Below are 307 nucleotides of genomic sequence, written 5' to 3' on the forward strand. Positions count from 1 at the left end.
TCCGGGTCCAGCACCGAGTCCGTCCAGCCCAGCTCCGCATCCGCAGCCCCACGCTTCTTCCACGACGCCCGCAAACGCTTCCGCACATCCTCGATGAGGGAGACGCGCATTTCGCGTCGCAGGGCCCAGACTTCCTCGTCGCTGACGTTGTAGGCAAGGTCCCAGCGGCCCTGTGCCTCGGCTTCGGCGCCGAATTTGCTGCGGGCCAGCTGGCCGATGCGCGGGTCCACCCAGGTGGGGACGTGGACGCCGTTGGTCACGGAGGTGATGGGGACTTCGTTGTGGTCAAAGCCCGGCCACAGACCGG

Annotated in this window: 1 pseudogene; it reads right to left on the reverse strand. The window is 67.8% G+C overall.

The features are described 5' to 3' along the window. Positions 1–307, reverse strand: a pseudogene (locus LD110_RS23465) (DUF3417 domain-containing protein); the annotation flags it as partial.

Origin of the sequence: Arthrobacter sp. M4 (assembly GCF_020251205.1) — a bacterium.
Classification (GTDB): Bacteria; Actinomycetota; Actinomycetes; order Actinomycetales; family Micrococcaceae; genus Arthrobacter.